Annotated in this window: 20 protein-coding genes and 1 tRNA gene; 8 read left to right on the top strand and 13 right to left on the bottom strand. The window is 45.6% G+C overall.

Annotated features, from left to right (window positions below; translation table 11 throughout):
• Window positions 1-89: 89 nt before the first annotated feature.
• A complete protein-coding gene (locus tag K1Y79_RS15165; RefSeq protein ID WP_236059462.1) occupies window positions 90-443 on the top strand; it encodes an ISAon1 family transposase N-terminal region protein in 354 nt (117 codons plus the stop codon).
• A complete protein-coding gene (locus tag K1Y79_RS15160) occupies window positions 436-1,419 on the top strand; it encodes an ISAon1 family transposase (protein ID WP_236059649.1) in 984 nt (327 codons plus the stop codon). The genes K1Y79_RS15165 and K1Y79_RS15160 overlap by 8 nt, the downstream gene beginning before the upstream one ends.
• A gap of 108 nt (window positions 1,420-1,527) precedes the next feature.
• On the opposite strand, the gene K1Y79_RS15155 is transcribed toward K1Y79_RS15160, so the two are convergent.
• From K1Y79_RS15155 to K1Y79_RS15145, 3 genes are all read right to left on the bottom strand, one after another.
• Window positions 1,528-1,614, bottom strand: a tRNA-Ser gene (locus K1Y79_RS15155).
• Window positions 1,615-1,677: 63 nt separating this feature from the next.
• Window positions 1,678-2,721: an asparaginase gene (locus K1Y79_RS15150; protein WP_220251017.1), complete on the bottom strand. Its 1,044-nt coding sequence runs from the start codon at window positions 2,719-2,721 to the stop codon at window positions 1,678-1,680.
• 45 nt (window positions 2,722-2,766) lie between these two features.
• Complete coding sequence (locus K1Y79_RS15145) at window positions 2,767-3,537, bottom strand: TatD family hydrolase (protein ID WP_220251016.1); 771 nt, start codon at window positions 3,535-3,537, stop codon at window positions 2,767-2,769.
• 122 nt (window positions 3,538-3,659) lie between these two features.
• On the opposite strand from K1Y79_RS15145, the gene K1Y79_RS15140 reads away from it, so the two are divergent.
• Window positions 3,660-4,541: a hypothetical protein gene (locus K1Y79_RS15140; protein ID WP_220251015.1), complete on the top strand. Its 882-nt coding sequence runs from the start codon at window positions 3,660-3,662 to the stop codon at window positions 4,539-4,541.
• Between the two features lie 50 nt (window positions 4,542-4,591).
• Here K1Y79_RS15140 and K1Y79_RS15135 read toward each other — a convergent pair whose 3' ends face one another.
• Window positions 4,592-5,218, bottom strand: a complete 627-nt coding sequence (locus tag K1Y79_RS15135) for a polysaccharide deacetylase family protein (protein WP_220251014.1) — start codon at window positions 5,216-5,218, stop codon at window positions 4,592-4,594.
• A gap of 53 nt (window positions 5,219-5,271) precedes the next feature.
• On the opposite strand from K1Y79_RS15135, the gene gltX reads away from it, so the two are divergent.
• A complete protein-coding gene (gene gltX / locus K1Y79_RS15130; protein ID WP_220251013.1) occupies window positions 5,272-6,804 on the top strand; it encodes a glutamate--tRNA ligase in 1,533 nt (510 codons plus the stop codon).
• 114 nt (window positions 6,805-6,918) lie between these two features.
• Here the strand turns inward: gltX and K1Y79_RS15125 are convergent, their stop codons facing one another.
• Together K1Y79_RS15125 and K1Y79_RS15120 are read right to left on the bottom strand one after the other, a co-directional pair.
• Window positions 6,919-7,167: a hypothetical protein gene (locus K1Y79_RS15125; RefSeq protein ID WP_220251012.1), complete on the bottom strand. Its 249-nt coding sequence runs from the start codon at window positions 7,165-7,167 to the stop codon at window positions 6,919-6,921.
• A gap of 280 nt (window positions 7,168-7,447) precedes the next feature.
• Entirely contained in the window at window positions 7,448-9,115 is a 1,668-nt protein-coding gene (locus tag K1Y79_RS15120; RefSeq protein ID WP_220251011.1) for a glutamine--tRNA ligase/YqeY domain fusion protein, read from the bottom strand.
• A gap of 130 nt (window positions 9,116-9,245) precedes the next feature.
• Here K1Y79_RS15120 and K1Y79_RS15115 point away from each other — a divergent pair, with 130 nt between their 5' ends.
• From K1Y79_RS15115 to fumC, 4 genes are all read left to right on the top strand, one after another.
• Window positions 9,246-9,665, top strand: a complete 420-nt coding sequence (locus K1Y79_RS15115) for a cobalamin B12-binding domain-containing protein (protein ID WP_220251010.1) — start codon at window positions 9,246-9,248, stop codon at window positions 9,663-9,665.
• Between the two features lie 82 nt (window positions 9,666-9,747).
• The gene (locus K1Y79_RS15110; RefSeq protein WP_220251009.1) at window positions 9,748-10,542 is read left to right on the top strand and encodes a hypothetical protein; all 795 of its coding nucleotides are present in this window, start codon (window positions 9,748-9,750) and stop codon (window positions 10,540-10,542) included.
• 343 nt (window positions 10,543-10,885) lie between these two features.
• A complete protein-coding gene (locus tag K1Y79_RS15105) occupies window positions 10,886-11,662 on the top strand; it encodes an enoyl-CoA hydratase/isomerase family protein (RefSeq protein ID WP_220251008.1) in 777 nt (258 codons plus the stop codon).
• A gap of 100 nt (window positions 11,663-11,762) precedes the next feature.
• A complete protein-coding gene (gene fumC / locus K1Y79_RS15100; protein WP_220251006.1) occupies window positions 11,763-13,163 on the top strand; it encodes a class II fumarate hydratase in 1,401 nt (466 codons plus the stop codon).
• Between the two features lie 82 nt (window positions 13,164-13,245).
• Here the strand turns inward: fumC and K1Y79_RS15095 are convergent, their stop codons facing one another.
• From K1Y79_RS15095 to K1Y79_RS15065, 7 genes are all read right to left on the bottom strand, one after another.
• A complete protein-coding gene (locus K1Y79_RS15095) occupies window positions 13,246-14,253 on the bottom strand; it encodes a sulfite exporter TauE/SafE family protein (RefSeq protein ID WP_220251004.1) in 1,008 nt (335 codons plus the stop codon).
• A 158-nt stretch (window positions 14,254-14,411) separates the two neighbouring features.
• Window positions 14,412-17,288: a TonB-dependent receptor gene (locus K1Y79_RS15090; RefSeq protein ID WP_220251003.1), complete on the bottom strand. Its 2,877-nt coding sequence runs from the start codon at window positions 17,286-17,288 to the stop codon at window positions 14,412-14,414.
• A 286-nt stretch (window positions 17,289-17,574) separates the two neighbouring features.
• Complete coding sequence (locus K1Y79_RS15085; protein ID WP_220251002.1) at window positions 17,575-18,225, bottom strand: lipoprotein signal peptidase; 651 nt, start codon at window positions 18,223-18,225, stop codon at window positions 17,575-17,577.
• A gap of 52 nt (window positions 18,226-18,277) precedes the next feature.
• Window positions 18,278-20,782 (bottom strand): bifunctional UDP-N-acetylmuramoyl-tripeptide:D-alanyl-D-alanine ligase/alanine racemase, encoded by a 2,505-nt coding sequence (locus K1Y79_RS15080; RefSeq protein ID WP_220251001.1) that lies wholly within the window; start codon window positions 20,780-20,782, stop codon window positions 18,278-18,280.
• 381 nt (window positions 20,783-21,163) lie between these two features.
• Window positions 21,164-22,864 carry a gliding motility-associated ABC transporter substrate-binding protein GldG gene (gene gldG / locus K1Y79_RS15075; protein ID WP_220251000.1) on the bottom strand — a complete coding sequence of 567 codons (1,701 nt, stop codon included), beginning with the start codon at window positions 22,862-22,864 and terminating at the stop codon, window positions 21,164-21,166.
• Between the two features lie 105 nt (window positions 22,865-22,969).
• On the bottom strand, window positions 22,970-23,704 hold the full coding sequence (gene gldF / locus K1Y79_RS15070; protein ID WP_220250999.1) for a gliding motility-associated ABC transporter permease subunit GldF: 735 nt from the start codon (window positions 23,702-23,704) through the stop codon (window positions 22,970-22,972).
• Between the two features lie 242 nt (window positions 23,705-23,946).
• Window positions 23,947-24,396, bottom strand: coding sequence for an iron-sulfur cluster assembly scaffold protein (locus tag K1Y79_RS15065; RefSeq protein WP_449508531.1), 450 nt, complete (start codon window positions 24,394-24,396; stop codon window positions 23,947-23,949).
• Window positions 24,397-24,401: the final 5 nt, after the last annotated feature.

Raw genomic sequence — 24,401 nt, 5'->3', positions numbered from 1 at the left:
TGGTCTGTTTATTTAGCTGTTTTACGGATCAAGTTGAAAACTTGGGGGATTAGATCAAAAGCTGTTGTTTTGCTGTATAAATCGACATTTTGGATCAGAATTACCGTCAGTTAATAGAATTAATGCTTCCAGCAGGCATTTTGGAATACTTCGAGTTAACCAATACCACAAAGGATTCTAAAGGAATTAATATCTTCCTGGAAGAGAAAAATATTGTCCCAGAGGAATACAAAGATCAATTACTTCACTCCAAAGGTTTTCTACCAGAAATACAAGTACAGGACTTTCCTATTAGGGGGCATAAGGTTGCCCTATGCATCAAACGCAGACGCTGGGAGGTGCAATCGACAGGAGAAATAGTAACCAGAGACTGGACGCTAGTAAGAGCAGGAGCACGAATGACAACAGAGTTCGGGCTTTTTTTAAAAGGGATATTTGGATAATTATCCCATCAGTCCCGTACAACTAGGCCACTTTTTTCAGGTGGATGGCAAACAATTACAACAACAATACAAGAATCATTTAAGCGATTATCATCAATGGAAGCAGAAGGACCATGCTGAACACTGGATGGTCTTTGAGCAAAATATCGGCCCCTATTTAAGCATTGATGAAACAGCATTTTCCAGTGGAGAACTGTATACGATAGTGACGAATAAGGCTGCAAAAGGCCGCAGGGGCTCTATTGTAGCAATGATTAAAGGAACACAGGCGGACTATCTGATTAATATTTTGAACAAGATCCCCAAACGGCTTCGCAGGACAGTATTGGAAGTAACGATCGATATGTCTGCAAGCCTAAACCTGGCTATTAAGCGGTGCTTCCCTAATGCAGACCGTGTAATTGACCGTTTTCATGTTCAACAACTGGCCTTCGATGCGGTACAGGAAACCCGTATAAAATATAGATGGGAAGCCCTTGAGGAAGAGAATAAGGCCTATGAACAAGCTAGAAAGCAGAAAATTGCCTATCAGCCAGAAGTGCTGCATAATGGAGATACTGTCAAACAGCTTCTAGCCCGAAGCAGATACTTACTGTTCAAACAGCCACGATTATGGACCAGAGAGCAGCAGCAACGGGCAGAACTATTATTTACCAGATATCCTGTTATCCAAAAAGCCTATCAACTATCGTTGGGCTTAGGAGACGTGTTCAGAATATGCACTAGCAAAGAACAAGCCTTTAAAAGGCTCGCACTATGGTACAATGATGTAGACACTTCAGGAATACAATCCTTCAAAACCCTGTCCAGGACTGTGCAAAATCATTACCTGGGTATCCTGAACTTCTTTAACAACCGAGCCACCAATGCGGCCGCAGAATCATTTAATGCGAAGGTAAAATCATTTAGGAACGCTATGAGAGGAGTCAGGGACGTGAACTTATTTCTTTTTAGGCTTGTTAAACTATATGCCTAATGACAATCCCCCAAGTTTTCAACTTGATCCTGTTTTACCAGTAACAACCTTTATCCCCAAAATGAAAAAAACCTGACAACTATTAAGTCATCAGGGCTTTTTGTTTTGCGGAGAAGAAGGGATTCGAACCCTTGAAACCCTTTCGAGTTTACACACTTTCCAGGCGTGCCAGTTCAACCACTCCTGCACTTCTCCGGTTGAATTTTTATTTCAGGATGGCAAAGGTAGCCCTTTATCCGGGATTACCAAAATAAATATTTATATCGCCTCCCAGTCATTCGTGTTTGCTGTAAGCTCACCTCTTAATGACGTCTCAATCATCTCTTTAGTAGATGCCGCATCTAAATTCTGCCCCAACACGAACATCAACTTAGTAATAGCGGCCTCAAAAGTCATGTCATGACCACTGATCACGCCTATCTGCTGCAGCGCCGAGCTGGTCTCATATTTACCCAATTCTACAGAACCACCGTCACACTGCGTTATGTCTACTATGACTACACCCCTGTCAATAGCCTTTTTTAGGCACTCTATAAACCAGGGCTGGGTATTAGTATTTCCACTGCCAAAAGTCTCCATAATGACCCCGCGAAGGCCATTAACGCCTAATATGGCTTCCACCACCTTGCGTGTGATACCCGGGAACATCTTCAACACCGTCACATTCTCGTCCATCTGCTTATGTACCTTCAGCGGCTTCTCCGGACAAGGTAATATAAACTGCGTCTTATACTTGATATCAATGCCTGCTTCTGCCAGCGGTGGATAATTCATGGAGTAAAACGCTTCAAACTTCTCAGCATTATACTTCTTGGAACGGTTGCCTCTGAAGAGGGCAAAGTCGAAATAGATACACACTTCCGGCACTACTACCTGCCCATTGTGACGAGTAGCAGCTATCTCCATAGCAGTGATGATGTTCTCCTTTGCATCTGTACGGATCTTGCCGATCGGAAGTTGGGAACCGGTCAGAATTACCGGCTTTGAAAGGTTCTCCAGCATGAAACTTAATGCTGAAGCAGTAAAAGACATGGTATCTGAACCATGTAAAATCACAAATCCGTCATACCGGTCGTAGCGGTCTTCAATAATAGACGCCAGTTCCACCCATATCTCGGGCTGCATGTCGGAAGAATCGATAGGCGGATTAAAAGCGTACACGTAAAAGTCAATCCCCATGCGGTACAACTCCGGAAGATTGTTACGTATTTCATTAAAACCGATAGGACGCAAGGCTTTGGTTTTCTCATCATAGATCATCCCAACGGTGCCCCCTGTATAAATAATCAGGATTTTACTCATTGATACTGCTGTTCCAAATTGCCTGCAAATGTACCGCCTAAAAGGTTAAAGGGTTTTGAATAATTTCAGCGCGTTGTTCGTCGTAATTGCAGCTACATCCGCAATTTTTAGATTTTTTACATCTGCAATCTTCTCGCCGATCAATGGTATATAGGCGCTCTCATTCCTTTTTCCACGATAGGATACCGGTGCCAGATATGGCGCATCTGTCTCCAATACCACATATTGCAGGTCGATGTCTTCCAGTATCTTATCCAATCCCGATTTCTTGAATGTCACCACTCCCCCGATGCCCAGGTAGAAGCCGAGGTCAATGATCTCTTTCGCTTCCTCCAGCGTGCCGGAAAAGCAATGGAACACGCCTGACAAACGGCCGTCCTGTAATGCCTTCACCTCGTCAATACACTCGCGGGTACTCTCCCTGCTGTGAATAGCGACAGGTATACTGTATTCACGTGCCAGCTCCAGCTGCCTGCGGAAAGCTTTGTATTGCTGCTCAACATGTGTCTTGTCCCAGTAAAAGTCCAGTCCGATCTCTCCTATCGCCTTGAATGCCCGCTTAGATAACCAGTCAGTTACTATTGCCAGCTCCTGGTCTACATTCTCATTCACATAACACGGATGTACCCCCATCATTGGGAAACAATGCCCAGGAAACTGCTCCTCCAGCTCCAGCATGCCCCCGATCGAATTACTGTCGATATTTGGCAAGTATAGTTGTGACACGCCCGCCGCTAACGCCCGCTCTACAACTGCCGTCCTGTCTGCCGCAAACTCCTCTCCGTACAAATGGGCATGTGTATCAATCCAGTTCATCTCTATTATATTAAATTTTTTTATTCAATTAGTAAAAATATTACATTTGTATAATATTTATATTTCAGCAAGGGCTGTGCAAAAGTACAGCGAAAGACCTCATTTAAAACTATACTATTTCTATGAAAAGCTATTTTTGCTTTAACCGTATCCTTGCAGGTGTCGTAGTCCTGCTCCTCATGGCCACTTTCTTCTTTGCCTGCTCCAAAGCTACCGAAACTGCTAAACCGGATGCTAACCAGGCTGATAATATTACTATTAATGCTGCTGCCGATCAGGCAATTGTTAGCGGAATATATGATGACCTGTTCGGTATTGCTCTTGAAATAGGTTCCAAAGAAGGTATGAACCAGGCTGGCCGCAAGGCTTCAGAACTGGGTGGTAAACTCGGATCCTGCGCAATTCCCGAAATTGACGACGTATCGCAGGGTCAGTGGCCTAAAACTATGCTGATTAAATTCGGCGCTGGTTGCGCTGACCTCACCGGTCGTGTACGCGCTGGTAATATCCAGGTTACTTATACTAACTACTTCTACTACCCAGGCGCTGTTATCACTATCAAACCGCTGAGCTATACGGTTAACGGTATTGCTGTACAGGGTACTAAAGTGATCACTAACCTGAGCACCAACAGCATCTACAAATACAGCGCTGTAATGAACGACGGTGTACTGAAACTGGATACTGTTACTGTCAACTATAAAAGCAACGCTACTATTACTCAGACTGACGGCCTCTCTACGCTCACTGACGTAACAGATGACGTTTTCAGCATTTATGGTACTGATTCTCTGCTCTACCCGAATGGAACTGCTGCTGCCATCGTAGTAGGTGAAGCTGATGCCCTGGAAAGAAGAATAGAATGCCCATGGTTCAGCAAAGGTAAAGCGCTGGTAACTGTAGGTAACCTCACCGCAAACGTAAACTACGGTAACGGTATCTGCGATGACTCAGTATCTATCGATCTGGGTGATAAAGTGAAAAGCATTAAACTGCCTAAATAAGCATAATAATTCATCAGAAAGCCCGGACGAGTAATCCGGGCTTTTGTTTTTTAATAAGGTATAGCCTCCATCGCCAGCTTCTGCTTGCGGAAATATTCCAGTACTCGCGGTAAGGCATATTCCAGCCTGTCCCAGGCCTTGGTACTGTCATGAAATACAATAATAGACCCCGCCTTCGCCTTAAATACTACATTCTGTACACACGCTTCTCCATCCTTCTCCGTATCAAAATCTGCACTTAATACATCCCACATGATCACCTGTGCATTAGGAACTACTTTCTTCAGGTGCTTCACCTGGAAAGGGGTGATTCTGCCGTACGGCGGACGAAACAATGGAGAATCAATATACTTGCGCGCTTCCAGGATATTCTCGATATACTTATCCGTCCCCGTCTTCCAGCCATTCAGATGATTATGCGTATGATTGCCGGTATGATGCCCCTCTTCCAGTATACGCTGATAGATCTCAGGATGCTCAATAACGTTTTTCCCTATACAGAAAAACGTCGCCTTCGCCTCATATTTACGAAGCTGTTCCAGCACAAATGGTGTAGCCACCGGATGAGGGCCATCATCAAAAGTGAGGTATACAGTAGGACGGGCCGGAGAAAAGTTCCAGGTACAACTTTTATACAGCGCCTTCAGCAGCCCGGGTGTTTTCGTAAGATAAAACATGGATGTAGCGATTGAAAAATAAAGGTAGCTAAATCTTTCTTTACCTTTGCGCCATGCAACATCAGAAAGTAAGGGTCCGCTTTGCACCCAGTCCAACAGGTGGCCTGCACCTCGGAGGTGTACGCACGGTTTTGTTCAATTATTTATTTGCAAAGCAGCACAATGGTGAATTTGTGCTTAGAATAGAAGATACTGACCAGACCCGCTATGTGCCGGGCGCGGAAGAATATATTATAGAATGTCTGCGCTGGTGCGGACTTAATGCGGATGAAGGTCCGCATGTAGGCGGCCCCTATGCCCCCTATCGCCAGAGTGAACGTAAACCTCAATATCGCCAGTATGCAGAACAACTGGTGAAAGATGGTTACGCTTATTACGCCTTCGATACACCGGAAGAACTGGAAGAAATGCGCGCTAAACTGAAGACGGAACAAAACCCTTCTCCTCAGTACAACGCTGCTGCCCGCGCCCAGATGCGTAACTCCATCAGCCTCTCTGCTGAAGAAACTGCTGCACTCCTGGAGAAAGGAACACCACATGTTATCCGTATCAAAATGCCGCAAGGCGAAGACGTCGGTTTCACCGATATGATCCGCGGACATGTACAATTCAATACCAGCACTGTAGACGATAAAGTACTGCTCAAAGCAGATGGTATGCCTACCTATCACCTCGCAGTAGTTGTAGACGACTATCTGATGAAAATCACCCACGCCTTCCGCGGAGAAGAATGGCTGCCATCAGCTCCTGTACACCTTCTGCTCTGGAAATACCTGGGCTGGGAAGCACAGATGCCTCAATGGGCTCACCTGCCACTTATCCTCAAACCAGATGGTAACGGTAAACTGAGCAAACGCGATGGCGACCGCCTCGGATTCCCCGTATACGCCATGAACTGGGCTGATCCTAAATCAGGTGAAATGACCACCGGCTTCCGCGAAAAAGGCTTCCTGCCAGAAGCTTTCATCAATATGCTGGCTATGCTGGGATGGAATGACGGCTCCGGACAGGAAATCTTTACGATGGACGAACTGATCGCCCGCTTCTCCCTCGACAGGGTACACAAAGCCGGTGCTAAATTCGACTTTGAAAAGGCCAAATGGTTCAACCACCAATACCTGCTGCATGCCGATAATAACCGGCTGGCAGAACTCTTCATGCCCGTACTCAAAGAAAAGGATGTCAATGCCTCTATTGAATACGTAGCAACCATCGCAGGCCTCGTTAAAGAACGCTGCGATTTCGTGAACGATATATGGGATCACGCGTTCTTCTTCTTCCAGGCACCTGACAACTTTGACGTCGCTGCCGTAAAGCCTAAATGGAATGACGATAAAACACAGTTCTTCCGTGACTGGGCCGGTATCGTAGAAGATCTGTCCGATTTCTCAGCGACCGCTCTCGAAGAAAGCTTCAAGACGCTGGCCAGCTCCCGTAACATCAAACCAGGTGAACTACAGCTGCCATTCCGTATCATGCTGTGTGGCGGAAAGTTCGGCCCTCCGGTGTTCAATATCGCTGAAACCCTCGGCAAACACGAAACTATCGCCAGGATCATGAAAGGACTGGATGCTATCAACGCGTAACCTACGCTTCCGAAAGCCCAGACTGACAATTATTAGTATCCTGCTAATGCATATAAAAGAGGAAAGGCCTTGTCTACCTGACAAGGCCTTTCCTCTTTTATATGCATACCCGCTTTATGGTACAGATACATATACCGCCCGCATCTTTCCTGTAATCACCGCAGAGTCATTCTTATCTGCCGGTAATACCTGTTTCAGTATGCCAGTGAACGATAATTCAATCGTATCATTGAATGCTGATGGATGCCTTGTAATTGTATATTTAACGTTCTTTCCCTTCCAGGATTCATTTACACCGCTCAAATCCATCTGCTCCATTTCATATGTGCCTGCACTTGCAGGTAATTTTGCTCCCAATTGCATATCAACAGAGTAATTGTGATTATCTTCTCTTTAATCACTAGCCCAGCCAGTAATATGGTCCTCAAAGTACAGCATCAGACCAACAGTATCTATCGGTGCGCGGAAGAACAGGAAAACAAACTCAGTACGCCGGCTACTACCAGGCCCAATGTAAATACTTGCTTTTTAATAGATATTCGGGTAACAAATTAATAATAGACAAATATATATATGCTTTACTTCAAATGAAAAAGGAGAAAGCAAGCGCCTTCTCCTTTCCGTTTTATACAGATAAATACTTTTATCCTTTCTTGGCTTCCTTCGCCCACGCATCTTTCAATGTTACCGTACGGTTGAACACTACTTTCTCTGCGGTGCTGTCGCTATCAACAGAGAAATAGCCCTTACGCAGGAACTGGAAGCGCTCACCCGGTTTTGCATTCAGCAGACTAGGTTCAATATAGGCCTTTGAAATAACTTGCAGGGAATCCGGGTTGATGTAAGATTTAAAATCACCTTCCTCGTTGCCCGGATCTTCCACCTTGAACAGGCGGTCGTACAGTCTTACCTCAGCCGTAGCTGCATGCGCTGCACTTACCCAGTGAATGGTTCCTTTTACGTTCAAACCTGTGGAGTCTCCACCGCTCTTGCTCTCAGGGAAATAAGTAGCATAAATAGTTGTGATATTGCCATCTGCATCTTTCTCAAAGCTTTCGCCCTTAATGATGTATGCATTTTTCAGTCTCACTACCAGCCCGGGGCCCAGACGGAAGAATTTCTTCGGAGGCTCTTCCATAAAGTCTTCCCGCTCAATGTACAGTGTATTGCTAAATGGCAGGATACGTGTGCCACTGTTCGGATCTTCCGGGTTATTTTCCGCCGTCATTTCCTCTACCTGATCTGCAGGATAGTTGGTGATCACCAGCTTCACCGGATCCATTACTGCAAATACACGATTGGCTGTTTTGTTCAGCTCTTCGCGGATGCAAAATTCCAGCAGACTTACATCAATCATGTTATCACGCTTCTGAATGCCAATACGCTCACAGAATGCGCGGATACTAGCAGGTGTATAACCACGACGGCGCAGACCACTGATAGTCGGCATACGCGGGTCATCCCAGCCAGATACATGTTTCTCATTCACCAGCTGCAACAGCTTACGTTTGCTCATTACCGTATAGGTAAGATTCAGACGGGCAAACTCATACTGACGGGAAGGGAATATTTCCAGTTGCTCAATAAACCAGTTATACAGCGGACGGTGAGGAATAAACTCCAGTGTACAAATGGAATGGGTAATCTGCTCGATGCTGTCGCTCTGTCCGTGGGCAAAGTCATACATCGGATAGATACACCACTTGTCACCCGTACGGTGGTGATGCGCATGTTTAATACGATAAATGATAGGATCGCGCATGTGCATATTCGGAGACGCCAGGTCGCCTTTTGCACGTAATACCTTTTCTCCGTCCTTGAACTCTCCTGCACGCATACGGGCAAACAGGTCGAGGTTCTCTTCCACACTGCGGTTCCGGTAAGGGGTACCTTTACCCGGTTCGGTAGGCGTACCTTTTGATACCGCAATCTCTTCAGCGGTAGAATCATCTACGTAAGCCAGTCCTTTATTAATCAGTTGTACTGCGAAGTTGTATATCTGCTCGAAATAATCTGAAGCATACAGTTCCTGCGCCCATTGGAAGCCCAGCCATTGTATGTCGGCCTTAATGGAATCCACATATTCAGTATCCTCCGTAACGGGATTGGTATCGTCAAAGCGGAGGTTGGTTTTACCATTGTACTTCTGGGCGATGCCGAAGTTAAGACAGATGGATTTGGCATGCCCGATGTGCAGGTAGCCATTTGGTTCAGGAGGGAAGCGTGTAAGCACCCTGCCGCCATTTACGCCGTTGGCAATGTCCTCTTCTATGATCTGTTCCAGAAAATTGAGGGTCCTTTCTTCACTCATAAGGTTTATTATATTTCGGACGGCAAAGGTAGTAAAAAGTCTACAGACCCTTTCAGATAGTAGTCTATGCCATCAGGCTGCCACAGACAAACCAAAAAACCTATATTTACAAACTTAACAATCCACTATTATGATCAACCCCCTGCAACGTCCTGTGCGTGTGCTGGTGGCCAAGGTGGGACTTGACGGACATGACCGCGGCGCTAAAGTTATCGCGGCAGCCCTCAGAGACGCCGGTATGGAAGTGATTTATACCGGCCTGCGCCAAACCCCCGAAATGGTCGTTAGCGCAGCCCTCCAGGAAGATGTTGACGCCATTGGCGTAAGTATCCTCTCCGGCGCACACATGACAGTTTTTCCACGGATTATGGCCCTTATGAAAGAAAAAGGGATGGATGATGTACTGCTCACCGGCGGAGGCATCATACCGGAAACGGATATGTCCGCACTTAACGATATAGGCGTCGGTAAACTATTTCCCCCCGGCACCAGAACAGAAGATATCGCAGTTTACATCACCGATTGGGTCGCTGCACACAGAAATTTTTAGAAAAATCTGATTTTATGAAACTTTTCCTGATGCCATGCGTCTTTCCTATATAAACAATCCGATTCAAAACAGACTGACTATTATGAAACGTAAGCTTTACCTGATTCCACTGCTACTTTGTTTGTTGCAGTTACCCGCATTCTCCCAGGATAATAAGACGGATAGTACCGGGAAGACAAAAGATGACATCACTATTACGCAAGTTAAAAAACGGAAAAGCAGATCCTATACCAGCTGGGGTGGCGATGGTCCGCTACTGTCATTCCCTAACGATATCCGGGAATCCGGCAACCATGTCCGCAGCATCCCGCGTTTTACCTTCTTTTTCAATATAGGAACTAACTGGAACTATGATTTTGGCAGAAATGTGGGTATGTTCACTGGCATCAACCTGAAAAACATTGGGATGATTACCAAAGATGATATCGATTCTGTAAAGCTGAAACGCCGTGTGTATACCCTGGGTGTACCCCTCGGATTCAAAATAGGCGATCTCAGAAGAGGCTTTTATTTCTTCGCCGGCGGATCGTATGACCTGGCATTCAACTACAAAGAGAAAAAGTTCATCAACGGAGATAAAAAGGAAAAATTCAATGAGTGGTTCAGTGACCGCACGCCCCTCCTGATGCCTTCCCTCTTTGCCGGTCTCAGAATGTCACCGGGTTTTGGTGTCAAAGTACAGTACTATCCCAACAACTTCTTTAACAAAGAATATAAAGAAACAGGCAACAGTGGTGGTAGCGCTTACCCCTACCAGAACCTGGACGCACAACTGTTCTTTGTTAGTTTTACCTGCGAATTTCGCGGCCATTACTACCATAAGCATGCACAGAAACGGCATTCCCGCTTCCACCGCCGGATAGAGAAAAACTTCTAGCGCCTGCCTGCCACAACACTATCCTGATTAAATATTGCGGTTTTCTTATCTGCGAATATACTTCCGGGAAATGACGGTAAATGAGCTTCACAGCCTCCATTTACCGTCATTCCTCTTTCTATACCTCCCACCGGTTCTCTCCGCAACGCCCTGCTTTGTAATGATGTTGTTATTTTACCCGTATACCCGGAACGAACAAGGGACGAACTAAGGACGAATTAGCGGCGAAGAAGCGACGAACAAGAAATATCCAGGCGCTATGTGAAAATAGTATCAGTATTGATGTTTACCCAAGACAATAATTAAAACCTTAAATTAGCTATCCAACAAAACCCAGAGTTCCATGTATCATACTATCAAAACAGAACTTACTGATAATACGCTCTTTATCTACATTAACCGCCCCGATAAACTGAATGCTCTGAATCAGGAGGTAATGTCTGAACTGGCGCTCGCCATTGATGAGGTGTACTCTAATAAAGAGATCAAAAGTGCAGTAATTACAGGTAAAGGCGAAAAAGCCTTCGTAGCAGGGGCAGATATCTCTGAATTTCTGACCCTCTCTACAGAACAGGGTACTGACCTGGCTAAAAAAGGACACGTTATTTTCAAGCATATAGAAGATTGTCCAAAACCTATTATCGCTGCGGTGAATGGCTTCGCCCTGGGTGGTGGATGTGAGCTGGCGATGGCCTGCCACTTCAGAATAGCGGCTACCAATGCTAAATTCGGACAGCCGGAAGTCAATCTTGGCCTGATTCCTGGTTATGGCGGTACGCAACGGCTTACAGCCCTGATCGGCAAAGGGAAAGCTATGGAACTGATGATGACAGGAGATATTATCACCGCCGAAGAAGCCCTCCAGTGGGGCCTTGTTAATCATGTGGTAGCACCCGGCGATCTGCTGCTGAAAGCCACTGAACTACTGCAGAAGATACATGCTAAGGCACCCCTGGCCATTGCCCGGGTCATTAAATGCGCTAATGCCGCCCTGGATAAAGATATAGACGGCTACGAGACAGAACTGAACGAATTTGGAGCCTGCTTTGGTACCAAAGACATGCAGGAAGGTGCAGAGGCCTTTATCCAGAAAAGACCGGCGCAGTTCACCGGGAATTAAGAAGAAACGGATTTTTTCTATAATCAGGCTCACCAATTCTTAATTCGTAATACCTAATTCCCAATAGTTGTGTAGGTTTGTACCGCAAAAAATCAAGCATATGGAATATAGAATAGAGAAAGACACGATGGGCGAAGTTAAAGTACCTGTAGATGCTTACTATGGTGCTCAAACTCAACGTTCTATCGACAATTTCAGGATTGCTCAGGATATCAATAAAATGCCAAAGGAAATTATCCAGGCATTCGCTTACCTGAAAAAGGCAGCCGCGCTGACTAACCTCGATGCGGGTGTGCTGACGCAGGAGAAAGCAAATTTAATCGCACAGGCTTGTGAAGAAATACTGGCCGGCAAACTGGATGATCAGTTTCCGCTGGTAGTTTGGCAGACCGGCTCCGGTACGCAGTCAAACATGAACGTAAACGAGGTGGTTGCCTACCGCGCACACGTAATCAGCGGTGGTAAACTGACTGATAAAGATAAAGTTATACACCCTAATGATGATGTGAACAAATCACAGTCATCAAATGATACCTTCCCGACTGCTATGCACATCGCTGCATACAAAATGCTGATCGAAACAACCATTCCGGGTATCGAAAAGCTGAGGGATACACTGGCTGCTAAAGCTGAGAAGTTTAAAAATATTGTGAAAATCGGCCGTACTCACTTCATGGATGCTACGCCGCTCACACTCGGACAGGAAATCAGCGGATACGTATCCCAGCTGAACCACGGCCTGAAAGCTATCAAAAATACCCTGGAACATCTGAGTGAACTTGCACTGGGTGGTACAGCAGTAGGTACCGGTATCAATACTCCCAAAGGTTATTCTGAGAATGTAGCTAAACATATTGCTAATCTGACAGGACTGCCTTTCATCACCGCTGAAAACAAGTTTGAGGCCCTGGCTGCACACGATGCAATCGTAGAAGCTCATGGTGCACTGAAAACTGTAGCTGTTAGCCTGATGAAGATCGCTAACGATATCCGTATGCTCAGCTCCGGTCCACGCTCCGGTATCGGTGAATTGCATATCCCTGATAATGAGCCAGGTTCTTCCATCATGCCAGGTAAAGTAAACCCTACGCAGTGTGAGGCCCTCACCATGATAGCTGCACAGGTATTGGGTAATGATGTGGCTATCAACATTGGTGGCGCTACCGGCCACTTTGAACTGAACGTGTTCAAGCCGGTAATGATCTATAACTTCCTGCACTCCGCACGCCTGATCGGTGATGGTTGCGTAAGCTTCAATGATAAATGCGCAGAAGGTCTGGAACCAATAGAGGCAAATATCAAAAAGCACGTAGATAACTCCCTGATGCTGGTAACTGCACTGAATACTAAAATAGGTTACTATAAAGCAGCAGAGATTGCGCAGACTGCCCATAAAGAAGGTACTACCCTGAAAGAGATGGCGGTTAAACTGGGCTACGTTAAACCAGAGGAATTTGACGAGTGGGTAAACCCGATCAACATGGTGGGTGATATCAAATAAGTGATTACAAACACTTTATAATAATAAAGGGGTATCTGTTAGTACAGGTACCCCTTTGCTTTTACCGGTTAACCGGTCTATATTAATGCAGGAGTGTCAGAATAATTGTGCGAAGACTCAGCAGGATAATGAGTGAACCGACCATGATCATCAGTGGTTTACGTTTGAACCTCCGCACCAGCAGCGCAGCAAAAGGAGATGCAATTACACCGCCTATAATCAGTCCTACAATCACCGGCCAACCGGCAATAGCCCCGAAAATAAGGAAGGTGCCGGCACTGGAAAGAGATATGAAAAACTCTGCTGCATTGACTGAACCGATAGTATAATGTGCAGAGCGGCCTTTACTCAACAAGGTAGACGTTACAATTGGTCCCCATCCTCCGCCGCCAAAAGAGTCCATAAAGCCGCCAAAGAAAGCCAGTGATCCCAGGCGTTTGGTTTTGCTTTTGGCTTTTTTAGGCAGAAATGCTTTCCTCAGTACAATTGTGCCCAGTACCAGCAGATATGCACTGATGAACGGTTTTACATTATCTTCAGTAAAGTAGGAAAAGAAAGGAATCGCTTCAGCAATAGCATTCATATTGGAAATCAGGAAGGATCCTGCAATTGCTCCTAGTATACCAGGTACCAGCAGATAGAGGAATAGCTTCTTATTGACATTGCCGAACCGGAAGTGCGAGATACCGGAAGCCCCTGTGGTAAATACTTCTGCAACATGTACACTTGCACTGGCAATAGATGGCGGAACGCCCATTCCCAGTAACAGCGAAGAAGAAGTAGCACCGTAAGCCATACCCAACGCACCGTCTACTGTCTGCGCAGCCAATCCTACCAGCACGTAAAACAGTAATTCCCGGGTGAAAAGAGATTGTGTAAACTCAAAAACCTTTGTATGCGTAGCCGTAGACGTACCATAATAGGTAAGAATACCAATACCGGCCAGTACCGCCACACTGATAAGGCCTATCAGTAGCCAGAGGAACGGGCGGTGACGGTTTTCCTCGTTCACAAGGTCAATCAACATCTCCTGACGTTCTACCGTAGCATACTTCTTTTCAAGTTGGTCTATCTCCTCGTTATGAGTCATGTATTAACTAGTTATATAGTCTATAGATATGCTAGACTAAGGTAGGGGGAAATGGTGGTATATCCAAATAAGAGAGATTAAAATGTGATGAAAAAAGCGGGGATAAACCCGCCTGACAACCGTGGCTGCCGGCGGGTTGCATTTTCTATCTGTAGTAATTATTTCTTTTTAAAGGGCAGATCGTAGGTGAATGCCATATAATACAGGCCCTTGATGGTTGGTCCGCCAACATACTGAAAATAAGAAGTATTGAAGATGTTAGACCCTCCCACTTTGATGGAAGTATGTAGTTTAGGCAAGGTATAGGTCAGCTGTGCATCGACTGTATTATAAGCAGGCACGTCTCCGTTACCAAAGAGGTTCTGCCAGTAGAAATTATCCTGCCAGTGCCATACCACGTTGAAGCCCAGGTTGCGTATTACCTGCCTGTTGCCAAAGCTTACATTGGTGAACCATTTCGGTGTGTTAAAGCCTGGGATCAGCGCATCATCTTTGGTTTTATCCTGCGCCAGCGTATTATAGTTCGCATTACCACTGATGGTATATGTCTTCAGGAATTTATAGGTCACTCCTACTGCAAAACCATAGTTCTGAACGGTGGATTTGCTGTTTGTCCATACGCGGTAACGGTTCTGGAATTGTTTATCATACATCTGGTTCAGCACTTCCTGGGTAGGATTGTTTACACTACCCGTTTTAGGAACTGCTACTTCTACCTGCCCGATAAAGTGATTGTAGGTGTTATAATATCCGTCTATATCAATGAACACCTTGTTGTCAAAAAGTACGCTCTTATAACCCACTTCAAATGACTGTATCTGCTCAGGTTTAATGGCTTCTAAATTAGCCACTTTCAACACGTTGGCATGACGTACTTCGGCTTCTGCACGGCTGAGTGTAGGATCGGCATTGGTAGCCTTGTTAACGGCCGTGGTGAAAGCTGTAGCACTGGAAGTCAGGTAAGAGTTCTGGAAATAGCCCAGGCCTTCTTCTATGAATGCCAGTCCGCCTACACGTCTTACTCCGCCGTTATTCACGAAAGAATATGCTTCAAATAAGGAGGGGAAGCGGAAGCCGTTCTGCCAGGAGGCGCGGAAGTTATGGCGTTGGTTAGGAGTAGTATATACAGCGGCAATACGTGGGTTGAATTTACCAGCGAAGTATTCACTTTTATCAAAACGCAGTGACGCGGTAAGTTTCAGCTGGTCGTGCAGGAATAGCTTGCTGCCTTGTATGAAACCACCTGCTTTACCATACCAGATATTTTTACCACCGGGCGTATTCCGTTTATCCAGCGGCTTTGTCAGATCAACAAAGTTATTGCCATCAGGAATAATTTCGTAGGTGCGGTAGTCAGCGCCTATCAGTACATCCATGAAATGAATATACTTCCTGAGATTCCAGGTACCTTCCGCATGATAGAAATGGCTCATTTGCAGCAGGGCGGCCCCACCGCTTTTGTTGGTACTATCTTTTGATACCGGGTAGATATCCCAGTCATTGATGCCTTTGATTTTGGCTAACTGCTGATTAAAAGCGGCAGTACCGGGCGTCCACCGGCCTTGATCGGCAGCTGTGCGGGCGGCCCTGTGGGCGGCAGCAACGTTACTGCCGGTGGCGTCTAACGCGGCATCCAGCGCGGTCTTATAGTCTGCCTGCCATTGTTTGTCCGTCTTGAAAGACTTTTCCAGGTTATCTGCCAGCGGGTTCATATTGTAGGAGTCGCCGGTGTTTTCCAGTGACATATAGGAGCGGAAGGTAAAGTCTTCTCCTACTACCTCTACTTTATGGTTCTGTACTACTACATTCTTCAATCCGATACGGTTGCCACGCTGGAAGAAGCCGTCCATCTTGCCTACCCGGTAGGTATAAGAGGCTTCAATCTTCGGCGTTATCTTGTAGTGCAGTGCACCATCAAACTTGATATTCCTTACTTTATAGTCGCCTACCAGGTCTTTCTCCCAGTACCCCGTGCGGGATACATTGTAAGATTTGCCGTTTTTGTCTGTAATAGGGAAACTGCTCTGGTCTGCATACTTATTCCACGCATCATTAGCCGTATTATCAGCGCCGGTCAGCTGCGGAAAATCAGGATTGGCCTTGCTGCCAGGGTTGAAATCATTATGGCTGTCGGCATACCAGTCAGTACCTTCCATATAGGAGAAGTTCACCTTAAAAGCCAGTTTCTTGTTCAGGGCCTGCGCATAGCGGATAGCACTTTCTGTGATGGGCTTGGGAGAACCGGCACTACCGCCGAAATGGTTGGCAGCTACCTTCTGATAGACGCTCAGTCCCTGGTATTGGAAAGGGTTTTTGGTGATCAGGTTGGACATGCCATTCAGTGCATTCATACCATATAGTGCAGAGGATGCGCCGGGAGTTACTTCTATACTGAGGATATCCAGTTCTGTTGGCCCGATCGCGTTACCAAGTGGCACGCCGAGAGAGGCAGCCTGGTTATCCACACCATCTATCAGCTGCATGAAGCGAAAGTTGTTAGGTACATTGAATCCGCGTGTATTAAATACTTTAAAGGTCAGGCCGGCAGTTGTCATTTGTACGCCTTTCAGATTACCGATAGCATCATAAAAAGAAGCTGCGGGCGTTTCTTTCAGGGCTCTTACATCCAGTTTTTCAATGGCAACCGGAGAGCGCATCAGCTTTTCCTGCTGCCGCGAAGCCGATACAACTACCTCATTGACCAGCAGGGACTGAGTTACCAGCTGGAATTGCAGCCGGCTGTTGGTATTTTTTACATCAAACTCCTGTGGCTGATATCCCAGTAGGCGCACCTGTAATTTGAAAGGGAATTTGGTATTAGCTGTAATTTCAAACTTGCCAGAGCTGTCAGTGGTAGCTCCGAAGGAAGTGCCTTTAATTTGAACACTGGCACCTGGAAGGGCTTCTCCCCCATCTCCGGATATCTTTCCGGCAATGATATAGGAGCCGTTCAGCTGTGCCTGGGCCAGGACGGGTAATAATAATAGCAGCATCCATAAGTATGAGATACGAATAGTGCGTCTTCTTGCGGACATAACTATAGTTTGATTATATGTGAAATTGGTCTTGTATGTGAAATGATGGGGAAATACGCTGACCAGGCGGTCAGTGTATAAAGATGAGGAGTCAGTAACAACATCGTAACGAAGTGTTCATCTTGTATTGAATTGGTGGTGAATACTACTTTTAGCCCTTATCAACCTCTATTAGTCTATCGGAATTGTGGACAAATGTAATACGGTGATTCAATTTTTCAAAGAAAAGGGCAAAAAAAAGCGGTCCCGTCATAGACAGGACCGCTGATAATGTATAGTGACAGCCTTACTTAGTAGCTGCAACTGCTTCTTTGTCAGCGTTTTCTTTCGCCAGATGCTTGTGAAAGAAACGTTTCTGGAATAAAAGTATTGTGATTACTCCGACGGAGATAGCCGCATCTGCTATATTGAAGATAGGATTGAAGAAAACGAAGTAATCGCCTCCTTTGAACGGTATCCAGTTAGGCAGATATCCACGGTAAACCGGGAAATACAGCATATCTACCACTTTCCCATGCAGGAAAGGAGCATAACCTCCGTTTTTAGGCATGAAGGTAGCGACGTCGTAGAAATTAGTCTCTGAAAAGATCAGTCCGTAAAACATACTGTCTATGAGATTGCCGGCAGCACCTGCCAGTATCAGTGCGCCGCAGATCAGCAGGCCTGTATGGTGCTGTTGCTTCACCAGGGTTCTCATATACTTGAAGCCGATAACTACGGCAGCAAGACGGAAAAGTGTCAGAATTACCTTGCCCCATTCGCCTCCCAGTTCCAGCCCGTAGGCCATACCGGGGTTTTCTGTAAAGTGAATACGGAACCAGTTAGGGAAGATGATAAATTCCTGGCTGAAGTTCATGTGGGTTTTTATCCAGAATTTCAATGCCTGGTCCACCACCAGCACCAATGCAACAATCCAGATTACGTGACGATATTTCAAGGTTTAAAATTTTATCAAAAATAATAATAATGTGCAAAATCGGAATTTCTGGTTATTCCTCGAAATATACTCGTTTCACACGTTGCGAAATTCCTGTTAATATTTCGTAAGGAATAGTGTCTGCCCATACAGCCAGCTGTTGTACCGGCAGGGTATCGCCGAAGACTATTACCTCGTCGCCTTCTGTAACGTCAGGAATATGTGTTACATCCAGCATTACCATGTCCATCGCTACAATTCCCGCAACCGGGGCAAGTTGGCCGCGTACAAGCATCTTTCCCTGCCCGTTGCTCAGCCTTCTGGGGTACCCATCTGCATACCCGATACGAACCGTAGCGGTTACCGAAGGGCCTTTTGCCACCCATTTTGCGCCATAACCTACAGTATCTCCGGCGGCGAGGTGTTTTACCTGTGCCACTGTAGTTTTGAGCGTACTTACAGGGCGCAGCTGGTCTTGTATCGTATTGGCACTGTCTATTCCATACATTCCGATGCCCAGTCGCACCATATCCAGCTGCAGGTCAGGATGTCGCTCGATGGCAGCACTATTGGCAATGTGCCTGATGACCGCATAACCTAATGCCTTCTGCAATTCATGGCTCATCTCGAAAAACAGTTGCCCTTGTTGCTTAGTGAGATGGTCCATCGCCGGATCCTCGCTTGCCGCCAGGTGACTGAATACTGAATTGACCTTCAGCAGACTGCTTTCGCTAAGTATACGGGCCAGCTCAGGAATGTCCTTTTTCTCAAAACCGAGCCTGTGCATACCGGTATCCAGCTTAATATGCACCGGGAAACCGGTTTTGCCTGCCAGCTGTACTTCCTCTGAAAACAGCTTAAGTAATTGCAGAGAGTATATCTCCGGCTCCAGGTTCCATTGCAGAATAGCGTCAAAAGAGGCTGGTTCGGGGTTCATCACCATGATTGGCATGGTGATACCTGTTCTCCTTAGTTCTACACCTTCGTCGGCATAAGCAACAGCCAGGTAATCTACACCATGGAACTGCAGCAGATTTGCAATTTCAAAACTTCCGCTTCCATAGGAGAATGCTTTGACCATTGCCATCAGTTTGGTGGCCGGTTTCAGAAGGGATTGATAATGCTTTACGTTATGGGCTACCGCACTCAGATTGATCTCCAGGATAGTCTGATGAACCTTTTGTTCCAGTAGCTTGCCAATACGCTCAAACTCAAACACGCGGGCTCCTTTCAGCAGGATGGTCTCATGTTGGAAGTCCTGCTGATTAAACTGCTGGATAAATTCCTCTGTTGTCAGGAAAAAGCTGCTTTTCAGACCGGTGATCTGCTGAAAGGACTTCTTCTCCCTGGTAATATTTTTACCTATTCCGATGACTTTGTTAATACCTTTCTGCAGTAACAGGCTGGCCACCTCCTCATACAAGGAAGCATCACTTTTGCCGCTCTGCAGTATATCACTGAGAATTACCGTACGCGAAGGATGTTGCTGCTGTTGTTGCAGGAACTCGAGTGCAATAGTCAGGGACCCCAGGTCAGAATTATAGCTATCATTGATTACTGAGCAGTTATTAATACCCTGCTTCAGTTCCAGGCGCATGGCAATATTGCCCAGTTGGTCCATGCGTTGCTGTATCACTGACTGGGACATACCCAGGTGCAGCATCAGCGCCCAGCAATGGATCGCATTTTCTACAGAACCTTCGTCTACAAAAGGAATAGTTATGTGGATAGGTGTGGTCTGGTATAGCGCATTGATCCGTGAATCATGCTCACTTTTATCTACACTGGTAATACGCAGATCAGCTTCTGTTTTGCGGGACCAGGAAAACAACTGTAAGCCGCTTTCATGACTATCTTTCTTGCCCACCAGGTTGTGGAAGTTCAGTACACATTCATTCAGGGCAAGATAATCTTTACAATAGATCAGTAATTCGCTCTTTGAAAACAATACCAGCTTTTCATTGATCTTCTGACGTATATTCAGAAAACCTTCATTGTGTGCTTCTCCGATGTTCGTAAAGATGCCGACAGTAGGGCGGATGATCTTTTCCAGGTGCTCCATTTCCCCAGGTTGGGAGATGCCAGCCTCAAAGATTGCCAGTGTATGCTCCTGCTTTGTAGGCCATACAGACAACGGGACGCCTATCTGTGAGTTGTAGCTCTTAGGACTGCGAATGATGTTATAGTCTTTCTCCAGCAGCTGATAAAGCCATTCTTTTACAATGGTCTTACCATTACTACCCGTGATCCCGATAACAGGAATATGGAACTGCTGCCGGTGCCAGGCTACCAGTGAATGCAGCGCCTGCATAGTGTCTTTTACCAGTATGATGTTGGCTTTAGGGTACTTCCCTTCTGGCACAGGTTCACTAACTATAAAATTGGAAACACCTTTTTCGTATAACTCTGGTATATACTGATGCGCGTTGCGCCTGCTGCTTACCAGTGGTATAAAAAGAGATGTTTCAGGAAAGCTGAGTTTCCGGCTGTCCAGCAAAATGTGTTCAATCTCCGGGTTACCCGTCTGCTGCAATAGTTCACCTTTCAGCACTTTGCTGATACTTTCTGCGTTGTACACGTGTGGTTAAATTTTGATGTGAAAAGCGTGTTTGCGTTTCACTGCTTCCCTTAATGATTCCGGGTATACCGGGTACTATTTATTTAAAAGTTGACTCTTCTATTTCAGGGGTTCAAGTAGTCGCTTTTAAATGTATCGTTGGGCAAATATAGTCGGAATAGTCCATAGTCGATAGACTTCCGTCTATACATCCCCGTTTTCAATATGTACCTGCCGGCTATCCGGGATCGTCCGCAGCTGTGATCGTTACATGGTATTGTCATACCTTTCCAACGCCGGGTACTGATTGTGTATTGTCTATAAATCAATTATTTACAGGCAATGTACCTTTAGTATGGGTAAGACTCATCTGCTGTGATCCAGACTGGGAAAGGTTAACGGTTATACTTCGAATTTCCTTTTTCTTATTTCATAGAAGATATAGGCGAATAATAGGATCAGTCCGATAGGAACAGCAAAACAAATCACCTGCCATTTGAACTTGTCAGTCTTGACTTTCTGAGGATTCAGCAGGCGCAGCGTTAATTCTTTGTTGCGTGCATCCAGTATGCCCGTGTTGTTGGTAAGATATCCGAGGGAGTTTAGGAGGAACTCGCGGTTGGCATATACCATGGATTGATCGTATAGGTTCACTCCCATCTGCAGGGGACCGCTTTTCTGGGAGAATGAGTTGGTTATAATATCAGCATCACTCACAACAATCATTTTATTGATAGTGTCGCTGTTATTCTTAAATGGAAGCCCCGAAACACGCTGAATAGCCTGTTGTGCCGGCTGATCGAGCCGGTTACGGAACAGTGACGTAAATTGTCCTTCCAGCAATACTGCTACCGGCAGGAACTTCTTATTGAAATCGCGTCGGTTAGGCTTCACCCGCAGGCTGTTCCATGTTACTTCAACAGGCGAGCTTACATTACGGCTATTGCTGGACGTGGTCAGCAGCACTGTTTTAGTAATATTACCACCTTTAACCGTATCAATGGAACTGGCAAAATGGCTTAGTACCAGATCCATATTCTTTACAATAGGATGTGCGCCTGTTGGCACCAGCAGAGGGAAGTATGGAAATGCCAGTGGCTGCATCTGGCCTGTACGGTCTACTACCTGCGGTACAAAATCGCTTTGCATGTCCTGTACAAGGTCCTGATTGATACGTACGCCATATCTGAAGAGGATGTCTTCCAGGTTCAGGTCTTTATCAAATGCTACAAAGCTTTCCTGATGTGCAAGACTATCAATTGATGCATTCAGTTCATCCACAAACCAAAGCACCTTGCCACCATTCATAACATATTGGTCAATTTTCAGCTTGTCTTCATCAGAGAAGCGGGTAGCAGGCTTTGCAAAGATGATTGCATCAAATTCTTTCGGAATAAAAGAGATGTACTGAAGGGTAAGCGTATCCAGCAGATAATTGTTCTGTAGTGTGGTGAGTGCGTCGTAGACTTCCACACCCAATTGCTCGCCGTTACCAAGCATATAGCCTACCAGTGGAGGCTCTTTTTGTTGCAGTTGAAATATCGCATTGGCAAATTGATACTCCAGCAGGGATTCAGAGCTGTTCATAGCAGCGTCCGGATTCAGTCCTCCCTGATTTTTCAGCAGATTAATGCCTACAGTTTTAGATCCATAGTGTACGAGTGCACCTGGAAAGATCAGCTTTTCGGAATACCCCTGATTAGCATCTTCCTGTACTTGCATATTGAATGGCATAATACCACGTTCTACCAGTGATTGCTGAAATGCCATACGGGCAGAATCAGGCAATCCCTGGCCCGGATTCTGGAACGAGAACTGTATGCGATTGCCGCCATATTCTCTAAATTCTTCCAGCAGTTCCTGGCTTGATTGTGCCAGCTGCCGGAAGCTGGCCGGGTAGTCGCCTTTCAGGAAAACCTCTATAGTAACTGTGCTATCTAATCCGCGAAGCAGGTTCTTGGTAGCCGGAGTAAGTGTATATCTTTTTTCCGCCGTTAGGTCCCAGCGGGTATGGAAATAAGCAGCCAGTATATTGATCCCTATGAGAACGCCCACCACAAGAATAGCCCGTTGTAAGTACTTTTTTCTTCTATTGATAGCCACAAGAGATAATTTAGAGAAATTAATTGTTTAGCAATTAAGCATCAGGATGATTGTTAGGCCTGGAAACATGCCCTTTTAGCCGGTCATGTATTATTCCGGACACTTTTAGTCCCAGATTCTGCGCTGTAATGACAATCTTGTCAGGTAAAGCATCAATCCTATCACACTCAGAAAATAAATAACATCCCGGCTATCGATCACACCACGACTGATGGAAGTGTAGTGAAACTTGATACCCGCCATACGCAGGTAATAATCTGCGCTGCCACTAAATGCAGGCACTTTGCTTAATGCATCAAAACCATTATAGAATATGTAGCAGGTAAATATGGCTACAAGAAACGCCACTACAGAGTTAGTAGTCAGTGATGACGACCACACACCTATGGCAGTAAATACAGCCCCAAGCAGGAACAGCCCAACATAGGACCCGGCCATACCACCATTATCCAGATTAGCCGGATCTGCACTCAATTGTCTGACAGCAATGTAGTATACAAGTGTCGGTAACAAGGAAATCAGTACTACGGATAGTCCGGCACTGAACTTACCCATCACGACCTGCCACCAGGTCAATGGTTTTGTACTTACCAGTTCCATTGTGCCATTCTTAAATTCATCCGCAAAGCTGCGCATGGTAATAGCTGGAATCAGTAGTAAATAGATCATCGGTGCCAGCTCAAAAAGCGGGTCGAGGTTGGCATATCCGTAATCCAGCAGGCTGGTATCGGGAAAAACGAATAACAGCAGGCCGTTGGCCAGCAGAAATAGGATGATGGCGACATATCCGGTTATGCTGCTGAAAAACTGGTGTATTTCCTTTTTATAAATTGCTAGCATAGTGCGACAGAAAGCACAAATATATATAATTAAAAATGATCAATTAGGAATTAAGGATTAGTAATTTGAATGGAATAGGTGTTAACGCTAATCAAGGTTTTTTATTGACTGTAGTAATAAAAAAAGCTGTATCAGTTAACTGATACAGCTTACTATTGTACATTAAAGCACAATATTTCTTATACGGGCAGGCCCGGCTGGGCTACCTGTTAAAACAATATCTTATTGAGGATAGTTACCTGTTAATTCCCAAACTCCAGCTCTTCTTCCTCTTCCTCTGTTTCCTCTTCACTGAGTGCTTCCATCCCATTTTTGAATCGATAATCATTGATAGCTGCTTTTACTGCATCTTCAATAAGTATGGTACAATGAATCTTGGCGGGAGGAAGACTCAGGGCTTCAACAATGTCCATGTGATCAAGCCTTGCGGCCTCCTCTATGGTTTTCCCTTTTAGCCACTCCGTAGTAATGGAGGTAGCTGCGATGGCTGCGCCGCACCCAAAGGTCTTAAAGCGCGCATCCATAATAACATGCCTTTTGGGACTCACTTCAATCTGCATCCTTACCACCTCGATGTACTCCGGCACATGTATCAGCCCCGTACCCACCTGCAGACTGGACTTATCCAGCGTCCCTGCATTTCTTGGATTGTTGTAATAATCTAGAACTCTTTCAGCGTAAGCCATAAGCATAAGTA

This window comes from Chitinophaga rhizophila (assembly GCF_019492185.1).
Lineage (GTDB): Bacteria > Bacteroidota > Bacteroidia > Chitinophagales > Chitinophagaceae > Chitinophaga > Chitinophaga rhizophila.
Note: the sequence above shows the minus strand (reverse complement) of the source record. Positions and strands in the feature narration are given on the sequence as shown.

Excerpts from the sequence above, each read along its gene's own strand:
- K1Y79_RS15150 (WP_220251017.1), bottom strand. The coding sequence starts at position 2,721 with ATGAGTAAAATCCTGATTATTTATACAGGGGGCACCGTTGGGATGATC.
- K1Y79_RS15145 (WP_220251016.1), bottom strand. The coding sequence starts at position 3,537 with ATGAACTGGATTGATACACATGCCCATTTGTACGGAGAGGAGTTTGCG.
- K1Y79_RS15140 (WP_220251015.1), top strand. The coding sequence starts at position 3,660 with ATGAAAAGCTATTTTTGCTTTAACCGTATCCTTGCAGGTGTCGTAGTC.
- K1Y79_RS15135 (WP_220251014.1), bottom strand. The coding sequence starts at position 5,218 with ATGTTTTATCTTACGAAAACACCCGGGCTGCTGAAGGCGCTGTATAAA.
- gltX (WP_220251013.1), top strand. The coding sequence starts at position 5,272 with ATGCAACATCAGAAAGTAAGGGTCCGCTTTGCACCCAGTCCAACAGGT.
- K1Y79_RS15125 (WP_220251012.1), bottom strand. The coding sequence starts at position 7,167 with ATGCAATTGGGAGCAAAATTACCTGCAAGTGCAGGCACATATGAAATG.
- K1Y79_RS15120 (WP_220251011.1), bottom strand. The coding sequence starts at position 9,115 with ATGAGTGAAGAAAGGACCCTCAATTTTCTGGAACAGATCATAGAAGAG.
- K1Y79_RS15115 (WP_220251010.1), top strand. The coding sequence starts at position 9,246 with ATGATCAACCCCCTGCAACGTCCTGTGCGTGTGCTGGTGGCCAAGGTG.
- K1Y79_RS15110 (WP_220251009.1), top strand. The coding sequence starts at position 9,748 with ATGAAACGTAAGCTTTACCTGATTCCACTGCTACTTTGTTTGTTGCAG.
- K1Y79_RS15105 (WP_220251008.1), top strand. The coding sequence starts at position 10,886 with ATGTATCATACTATCAAAACAGAACTTACTGATAATACGCTCTTTATC.
- fumC (WP_220251006.1), top strand. The coding sequence starts at position 11,763 with ATGGAATATAGAATAGAGAAAGACACGATGGGCGAAGTTAAAGTACCT.
- K1Y79_RS15095 (WP_220251004.1), bottom strand. The coding sequence starts at position 14,253 with ATGACTCATAACGAGGAGATAGACCAACTTGAAAAGAAGTATGCTACG.
- K1Y79_RS15090 (WP_220251003.1), bottom strand. The coding sequence starts at position 17,288 with ATGTCCGCAAGAAGACGCACTATTCGTATCTCATACTTATGGATGCTG.
- gldF (WP_220250999.1), bottom strand. The coding sequence starts at position 23,704 with ATGCTAGCAATTTATAAAAAGGAAATACACCAGTTTTTCAGCAGCATA.
- K1Y79_RS15065 (WP_449508531.1), bottom strand. The coding sequence starts at position 24,396 with ATGCTTATGGCTTACGCTGAAAGAGTTCTAGATTATTACAACAATCCA.